Source organism: Halorubrum tibetense (genome assembly GCF_042661865.1).
GTDB lineage: Archaea > Halobacteriota > Halobacteria > Halobacteriales > Haloferacaceae > Halorubrum > Halorubrum tibetense.
In genome coordinates this window covers 1-7,994 of sequence record NZ_JBHSWW010000098.1, presented here as the reverse complement: position 1 = coordinate 7,994, position 7,994 = coordinate 1, and the positions used below count along the sequence as shown (strand labels likewise).

At 67.8% G+C, this 7,994-nt stretch carries 8 protein-coding genes and 1 pseudogene; 5 read left to right on the top strand and 4 right to left on the bottom strand.

The window, feature by feature from the left end; all coding sequences use genetic code 11:
- Window positions 1–344, bottom strand: a pseudogene (locus ACFQEU_RS08230) (hypothetical protein); the annotation flags it as partial.
- 182 nt (window positions 345–526) lie between these two features.
- Between ACFQEU_RS08230 and ACFQEU_RS08225 the strand changes: the two are divergent.
- The 4 genes from ACFQEU_RS08225 (at window position 527) to ACFQEU_RS08210 (ending at window position 4,395) form a co-directional block, all read left to right on the top strand.
- Complete coding sequence (locus ACFQEU_RS08225) at window positions 527–1,723, top strand: SDR family oxidoreductase (protein ID WP_379781067.1); 1,197 nt, start codon at window positions 527–529, stop codon at window positions 1,721–1,723.
- Window positions 1,724–1,771: 48 nt separating this feature from the next.
- A complete protein-coding gene (locus ACFQEU_RS08220; protein WP_379781065.1) occupies window positions 1,772–1,900 on the top strand; it encodes a hypothetical protein in 129 nt (42 codons plus the stop codon).
- A 759-nt stretch (window positions 1,901–2,659) separates the two neighbouring features.
- The gene (locus ACFQEU_RS08215; protein WP_379781063.1) at window positions 2,660–3,163 is read left to right on the top strand and encodes an Htur_1727 family rSAM-partnered candidate RiPP; all 504 of its coding nucleotides are present in this window, start codon (window positions 2,660–2,662) and stop codon (window positions 3,161–3,163) included.
- Window positions 3,160–4,395, top strand: coding sequence for a TIGR04347 family pseudo-SAM/SPASM protein (locus ACFQEU_RS08210; RefSeq protein ID WP_379781061.1), 1,236 nt, complete (start codon window positions 3,160–3,162; stop codon window positions 4,393–4,395). The genes ACFQEU_RS08215 and ACFQEU_RS08210 overlap by 4 nt, the downstream gene beginning before the upstream one ends.
- A gap of 9 nt (window positions 4,396–4,404) precedes the next feature.
- Here the strand turns inward: ACFQEU_RS08210 and ACFQEU_RS08205 are convergent, their stop codons facing one another.
- From ACFQEU_RS08205 to ACFQEU_RS08195, 3 genes are all read right to left on the bottom strand, one after another.
- Window positions 4,405–5,010 carry a helix-turn-helix domain-containing protein gene (locus tag ACFQEU_RS08205; protein WP_379781059.1) on the bottom strand — a complete coding sequence of 202 codons (606 nt, stop codon included), beginning with the start codon at window positions 5,008–5,010 and terminating at the stop codon, window positions 4,405–4,407.
- Between the two features lie 101 nt (window positions 5,011–5,111).
- The gene (locus tag ACFQEU_RS08200) at window positions 5,112–6,155 is read right to left on the bottom strand and encodes a disk-shape morphogenesis protein volactin (RefSeq protein ID WP_379781057.1); all 1,044 of its coding nucleotides are present in this window, start codon (window positions 6,153–6,155) and stop codon (window positions 5,112–5,114) included.
- Window positions 6,156–6,319: 164 nt separating this feature from the next.
- Complete coding sequence (locus ACFQEU_RS08195; protein WP_379781055.1) at window positions 6,320–6,970, bottom strand: HVO_0476 family zinc finger protein; 651 nt, start codon at window positions 6,968–6,970, stop codon at window positions 6,320–6,322.
- 204 nt (window positions 6,971–7,174) lie between these two features.
- Here ACFQEU_RS08195 and prs point away from each other — a divergent pair.
- On the top strand, window positions 7,175–7,994 hold an 820-nt coding region (gene prs, locus ACFQEU_RS08190), incomplete at its 3' end, for a ribose-phosphate diphosphokinase (RefSeq protein ID WP_379781053.1).

The window sequence follows — 7,994 nt, the reverse complement described above, 5'->3', positions numbered from 1 at the left end:
CGCAACGGTTCGCGGCTCTCCGACGCCCGGTCGGCATCGACGGCGACCACGACGGCCGCGACAGCCGGGGGATCGGCAGGATCCGGGTCCAAGGACCCGAGGTCGGCGGGGTCCGAGTTCGAGGGATCCGGGTCAGCGGGGTCCGGGTCCGAGTTCGGGGGATCCGGGTCAGCGGGGTCCGAGTTCGAGCCGGGCGTCCCGCCGAGCACGTTTTCGACCGTCGTCACCCGAGCTCCCGGGAACCGACGCGACGCGAGGGCGTCCGCGTACGCGCCGGTCCCACAGACGACGACGGAGCCGTCGAGCGCCGCGGCGGTCCGTGCGAGCTCCTCCCCTCGGGCCATACGCGGTCCGATTTCGGCTCCGACGACAAACCTCTTCGCACTGCGCGGGTCGAGCCGACCCATCGGTTCCAGTGTCGGTTCGAGGGAAACGTTGAGGTCGCAGCGGACCGATCGACGGGCATCCCGTGACGTTCCCGCTCACCCGCGACTCGATCCCCGTCGTCGGCGACGCCGATAGGTCCCTGACGGCCGACAGCGAGACCGCACCGGCGGTCCTGTTCACCGGCTTTCCGGGGTTCCTCGGGTCCGCGCTGCTCGAACGAGTGCTCGCCCGCGGCGACGGTCCCGTCGCCTGCCTCGTCCAACCGAAGTACCTCGACGCCGCTCGCGAGCGCGCCGAGTCGATCGTCTCGCGGGTCGGGGGCACCGACGACTGGCGGGGAAACGCCGACAGCGACGACTGGCGGGGAAACGCCGACGGCGGACGAACGGACCCGGACGGGGAGCACGCTGCAGTCCACCTGTTCACCGGCGACATCACCGAACCGGGCCTGGGCCTCGGCGGAGCGCTCGGCGAGAACGGGTCGCTCGCGACCGTCCGGGAGGTGTATCACCTCGCGGCCGTGTACGACCTCGGCGTCGATCGGGCGCTCGCGGAGGCCGTGAACGTTCGCGGCACGGAACACGTGCTCGACGCGGCGGAGCGGCTCGGCGTCGACCGGTTCCACTACGTCAGCACCTGCTACGTCAGCGGTCGGTACGAGGGGACGTTCACCGAAGCCGACCTCCGTGATCACGGCCCGTTCACCAACCACTACGAGGCGACGAAACACCGCGCGGAGGTGGCGGTCCGCGACCGAATGGAGGCCGGGTTCCCGGCGACGGTCTATCGTCCCTCGATCGTCGTCGGCGACAGCCGGACGGGCGAGACCGACAAGTTCGACGGCCCGTACAACTTGCTTCGACTCCTCCTCGCGCAGCCGCGTCCGCTCGCGGTCACGTTCACCGTACCGGGAGCCTCGAGGTCGGAACTCAATGTGGTGCCTCGGAATTTCGTCGTCGACGCGATCGCCGCATTGAGCGAGCGGGAGGCGTCGGTCGGCGAGACGTACCAGCTGTGTGACCCGGATCCCCTCCGAGTCACGGCGTTCGTGGAGACGCTGGCGACGGCGGCCGACCGTCGCCGAACGGTCCGCGTCCCGACGACGAAACGGGTCGCACGGGCCGGCTGTCGACTGCTCTCCCGGGCCGGCGTCAGCGTCGACCCAGCGACCTTGGACTACCTGGATCACCCGACCCGATACCGGTGTCCCCGAACACGTCGGGCGCTCGACGACTGCACGGGGGCGCTCGCGGTTCCACCGTTCGACGCGTACGCCGACCGGCTCGTCGAGTTCGTGCGGGACCATCCCGACCGCCGTGACGGGCCGATGGCGTGAATCCGACGGAACGGGGAGTTTATAAACTGCGTCGTCGTGACTCCGCGCATGGAAATCGGGAAGATGCTCAGCGGGGAGGAGCTCGATATGCGACGGGTCGGGATCGTTATCGTCGGATGGATCCTCTTCGTCTGTGTCGTCTCCGTACTGTTACTCCTGTATACGGCTCGACTGTAGCTGGGAAGGGCACTGATCCTACACCAGCCGACTGTAACAGGTCGTGTCCGGTCGAAGCAACTCGACACTGGTCGGCCGGGAAGCCGCCTCAAGACGACAGTTCCCCTCGACTCGGACGACTCGTGCGCTATCGTGACCGAACTGATACCTTCGTTGAGACTAGTACGAGTGTGAAACCGATGGCCTCGGTACTCATAGGGCTCGTCACCGCTGGTGCCGAGGCAGCTCGGAGCGGTAGATCGTCATCGGCCGTTGGTGGATACGCGTTTCAACACCTAAAAACACCGGCCGCGGCGTCAGTCTCCGGCGTCGTGGCTCGATCCCGCGTACGCGTTCCATCGGTCGGTCCCGTTCGGGACCCGGTCGGTCGCTCCGGGGTCGAACACGGTAGCGCACCGCGCGACCGCCTCCGCCGCGGTGGGAAGGTCGTGCGATGCGTCGCCACCGTGGCTGCCATCGCTATCGTTGCGGCCGGCATGGTCGTCTGAGTCGCCTTCGCCGCGCTCCGTACGCTTCGCGGGGCTCGGGGGGTTCGGTTTCGATCGATCGGCCGAGGCCGAGGCCGAGGTCCCCGGTTCCGGGCGGGGGTTCGATCCGGTCGTCGGTCCTGTGCTGGCTTCAGTCGTGTACTACGGGGGGCACGTTCACCCCGATGTGGGCATTCATAATAATTGTTTATGTTGGTTCAAGACACAGCCCGCATTTCCCGATCGTGAGAACGTGCGAAACCCCGTTTCAGGAGGGGGTGCTACCGTGACTATGGTCGAAACGACGGAGCGAACCGCGACGGAGGGTGGCCCCCGATCCGCGGACGGCCGCCGGTTCGAGGTGTTCGTCCGCGAAGCGGAGTCCGACCCGCTTCGTCACGTCGGGACGGTCGCCGCGCCGACACCCGACGTGGCCCACGAGGAGGCAAGCAAGCTGTTCGCGTGGTACGCCCGCGACGTCTGGATCTGTCCGGCCGAGGAGACGCATCGATACTCCGCGTCGTCACTCGCGAACGAGGACGAGTTCGGCCCCGAAGCCGCGGACTCCAACGACGACGACCCTTCCGGCGACGACTCCGCCGGCGACGATCCGACGGAACCGCGCGTGTACGAGGAGACGGAGGGGACCCCGACGGTCGCCTGCGGCGGCGCACCGCGTGAGAACGGGGCAGGCGACAGCGGCACGAGCGATGAGGGAACGGGCGGGAACGGAGCGACCGACGACGAGACGGACGGAAACCCCGATACCGACGGGTCGGAGGCCGACCGTCGATGATCTCCGTCAGCAAGCTCCTCTGCGGGCTCGACGCCGAGAGCGACGGGCTCCGGTACGACGCCGCCGACGACTCGACGAAACCGCAGATCACTGAGGAGCGCCAGCGCCGGCCGGTCGTCGTTTGGAACACGACGAAACGGTGTAACCTCTACTGTGAGCACTGTTACGCCGCCGCCAACGCGGCGGGCGCGCCGAACGAGCTGTCCACCGCCGAGGGAAAGGCGCTGATCGACGACCTCGCCGACTACGGGGCCCCTGTCCTGTTGTTCTCCGGCGGCGAACCGATGGTCCGCGAGGACCTGTCCGAACTCGTCTCGTACGCCGCCGACAGCGGGATCCGCCCGGTGCTCTCGACGAACGGCACCCTCCTGACGCGCGAGCGGGCTCGGGAGCTGAAGGAGGCGGGGCTCAAGTATGCCGGCGTCTCCGTGGACGGGCTCCCGGAACGCAACGACCGGATCCGCGGTCAAGAGGGTGCGTTCGACGCCGCGGTCCGCGGGATCGAGGCGTGTCTCGACGTCGGGCTCAAAACCGGACTCCGGTACACGATCACCGACCACAACGTCGAGGACTTGGCGGGCGTCGTCGACCTCCTCGCCGATGTCGGCGTCGACCGTTTCTGTTTCTACCACCTCGACTACGGCGGCCGCGGCGCGGAGATCGCCGACGTCGACCTCTCGCCCGAGGCGACCCGCGAGGCCGTCACCGACTTGTGTGACCTCACCCGGGAGTACCACGCGGCCGGCGAGGAGATCGAGACGCTGCTCGTCGGCAACTACGCCGACGCTGGGTATCTCGTCGAGTACGCCGACCGGGAGCTGGGAACCGACCGCGCCCGCCTGATCCGGCGGTACCTCGAGAACAACGGCGGTGACCCGACCGGCGAGCGGGTCGCCGACGTCGACCCGGTCGGCAACGTCCACCTCACGCAGTTCTGGCAGGGGTACGCGCTCGGGAACGTCCGGGACCGCCCGTTCGGCGCGATCTGGGACGACGAGTCGAACCCCCTGCTCGCGGCGCTCCGGAACCGGGAAGAGCGTCTCACGGGACGGTGTGCCGACTGCGCGTATCAGGACGTCTGCCGTGGCGGGTCGCGGCTCCGAGCGCTCGCCGCACACGACGACCCGTTCGCGCCGGACCCGAAGTGTTACCTCACGGACGCCGAGCGCGCGGGGCGCGAAGCGATGGGTCGGATACCGACTGGGAGCGGCGTCGGCTCTGAGGCCGACTGACCCACCCGATCAGCGGTCCGCCTCGTCGAACACGTCCGTCACCAGTTTCGCCTGTGCCGTCCGGAGCCGCTGTGAGAGCGCGGACTTACTGATGTCGAGCTCGTCGGCGAGCTCGCCGAGGGAAACGTCGGCGTCGTCGTCGAAGTACCCGTTGACGACCGCGAGTTCGAGCCCTTCCCGCTGTTTCGGCGTGAGCGACGAGAGGTCGAACGTCACCTGTTCGGTCGCGTCGGGCCCCTCCACGACCGCCAGCCGAACCAGTCGGACCCGCCCGAGGGTTTCCTGTAACGCCTCGACGACGTCACGAACGAGCTCGCGGTCGGCGACGTACGTCGTCACGAGCAGGGTCCCGTCATCGACGCCCCGAACGTGGGGAACACAGCCGAACTCGCCGAAGACGTGGCAGAGACAGTCCTCGGTGACCTCGCCGTCCGCCCGGATCAGCCCCTCGCCGTCGTCGGAGTGAAGATCGACCGTACACTCGTCGCCCACCGCGTTGATCCGCACGTCCGTGGCACGGTCCGTCTCGGTGACCATCGGACAGTCCCACGTGTCGGGCGGGTCGATGTCGAGGTCAACCCGGAGTCGACGAGCGTCGTCGCCGGCGGGAGACATACGAGTCGGTAGAGGCTCGAAGCTCTTAGGACCGGGATCGGGTGCTCAGTCGCTGGGAGCGTGGCGTATATTTAAAAACCGGAGCGGAACCGCGCGGGAGTTCAGTCCTCGGACTCGGGTTCGGGAGCCTCGGCACCGGCGTCCGCCGACCCGGCGTCGGCGTCCGCGCCCTCCTCGGAGCGGGCCGCGACGAGCGCGCCGCTGGCGACGCTGTACATCGGCTCGTCGGGCGAGTGCACGCCGCTGATCGAGAAGGGGATGTTCGCGTCCGCGAGGTGGTCCGCGAACAGGTCCTCGAAGCCGTTCGGGCTGGACGTGCCGCCGGTGACGACGACGGGCACGTCGAGGCCCTCCTCGACGTCTTCCTCGTCGACCTCACGGGAGATGTTCTCGATGACGTAGTCCAGCAGGTTCTCGTAGTAGATGGCGAGCGCGCCCTCGACGCCGCCGACGTCAGTGCGGAAGTCGAGCTCGAAGTCGTCCTCCTTGATGCTCGTCACCTTGTCGACGGGCGTCCCCGTCGCCTGGGCGGTCTGCTCGTCGACCCAGTCGCCACCGCGGGCGATGGAGAACTTCATCACGGGCACCGCGTAGTAGGCGAGACAGACGTTCGTCATCCCCGCGCCGAAGCTGATCCCGAGCCCGGTGAAGTTGTTGTCCGCGAGCTCGGAGTAGATGACGGCCATCCCCTCGTTGATCGGCTCGGGGTCGTACCCCATGTCGCCGAGCATCGATTCGAGCGTCTTCTCGTGGTACAGCGTCGTCAACGGCGAGTCGATCGGGTCCGCGGGGCTGGAGTAGAACAGCCGCTCGTTCGGACGGGCGGGTTCGCCGACGACCTGTTCCGTGATGAGCTTGATCATCGGGATCGCGGAGGACTCGTCGCTGGAGAGGATCCCGTGTTGCATCGGCCGCCGAGTTTCCTTGTTGAAGATGTTCGCGAAGTTCAACGCGTCGTCGCCGACGACGTACACCTTGTCGTCTTTGCGGATGTGGAGAACCTCACTGCGGGAGAGCATCTGCTCGGCCATATCGCTGTACTCGATCTCGACGAACGAGTTGCGCTGCTGTACGAACACCGTCTCGGAACCCTCCTGGCGGCCCGAGAGAATGTTCATCGTACCGACGTCAAGGCCTTTCGCCATATTCGGCCATTCTCAGCCTCGGGTCATAAACGTTCGTGAGCCGCGGGCGTGGATTGAACGAGAGACCGACCGACGCCGACCCGCCGACCGACCGGAGGAGGATCACTGAGTCGGCCGGAGGAGGGTCACGGGAGAGCACTGCCTCCCTACCTACGGTGCGTCGCTTACCAGGCCGACCACGCGGTGAGACTCTCGTCGCGGCCGTACACCCGCTTGAGGTCCTTCGCGTACACCATGTCGCCGTCGTGGTCGAGCTTCTCGTGGCGGTACTCCGGCGCGTCCTCGCGGACGTGAAGCCCCTCGATCGTGAACTCCTCGTCGCCGAACTCGACGGTGTCGCCGACGACGAACTCCATGTCGCCGGGGACGTTGATCCGAACCGACCGGGTGCGGTCGGCGTCGCCGTCCTTCGGATGGAGCGTGACGTCCACGGAGACGTTGTCGATCGCACGGGTCCACAGCGTGTCGACGCTCGTTATCGCGGCGTCCTCGACCCGGTGTTCCGGGCCGAGCTCGATACCGGTGATCCGGACCTGCATCAGCGCGTCCTCGGTGTCGACGACGAACTCCTCGCCGACCGCGACGCCGCCCTCGGCTGGGACCTCCATCTCCGTCGAGAAGGACTCCCCGTCCTGTGAGACGACGATCGTGATCGGCCGTGTCTCCGGCTCCGGGATCTCGGTTTTGTGTGTGTGGTCGCAGTCGGTACACCGAACGGTCGCTTGGCCGCCGGGTTTCAGTACTTCGTGGACGGTCTCCCCGCCCGGCGAACAGGACGGGCAGGGGAGACCGACTCGGTCTCCGGTTTCGCTCATTACGGCGTTGTTCCCGCCCCGAGCGTAAATATCCGACTTTGTCGTCGTCGTGTGTGTGATTCTACCGCGGCCAGTGGGTGAACCGGCGGATCGAGGGCGGGAACCCCCCAGTCGACGATACGGGTCTCGCGAGCCACCCGGAACCCACCCCCGTGGCGGCGGAGTACAGAAACTGGTTTAGGGGTGTCCCCGGAAAGAACGCGCATGATCGTACCCGGGTCGAGCTCCCAACTGCTGGCGGCCGCGCTCGCCGACGATACGGGACGGCCGCTGGCGACGGCGACGTACGACCGGTTCCCGGACGGCGAGACGATCGCCGCCGTACCGGCGTTCGACGGCGACGAGGCGACCGTCGTCGCGACGACCGATTCCGACAGCGCGTGGGTCGAGCTGCTCCAGCTACAGGACGCCGTCCGTGAGGCCGGGGCGACGCACGTCACCACCGTGATCCCCTATATGGGATACGCGAGACAGGACGAGTCGTTCGCGGACGGCCAACCCGTCTCGGCGCGCGCGATGGCCCGCGCGATATCGACGGGGACCGACCGCGTCGTGCTCGTAAACCCACACGAGACCGCCGTGACCGACTTCTACTCCGTGCCCGTCGATATCGTCGACGCCGCGAGCGTCCTCGCCGACCCGCTGTCGGCGCTCACCGACCCGCTGTTCCTCGCGCCCGACGAGGGGGCGATCGGGATCGCCGAAACCGTCCGTGACGCTTACGGTACGGGCGAGACCGACTACTTCGAGAAACACCGTGACCGCGAGACCGGGGCCGTCGACGTCTCCCCGTCCGACGCCACCGTCTCCGGACGGGACGTCGTCGTCGTCGACGACATCGTCGCCACCGGGTCGACGATGAGCGAGGCGGTCGGGGTACTCACCGACCGCGGCGCGGAGCGCATCGTCGCCGCCTGCGTCCACCCCATGCTCGCCGCCAACGCCGTGACGAAGCTCCGGAACGCGGGCGTCGACCGGATCGTCGGGACCGACACGATCGAACGCGGCTGCAGCGTCGTCAGCG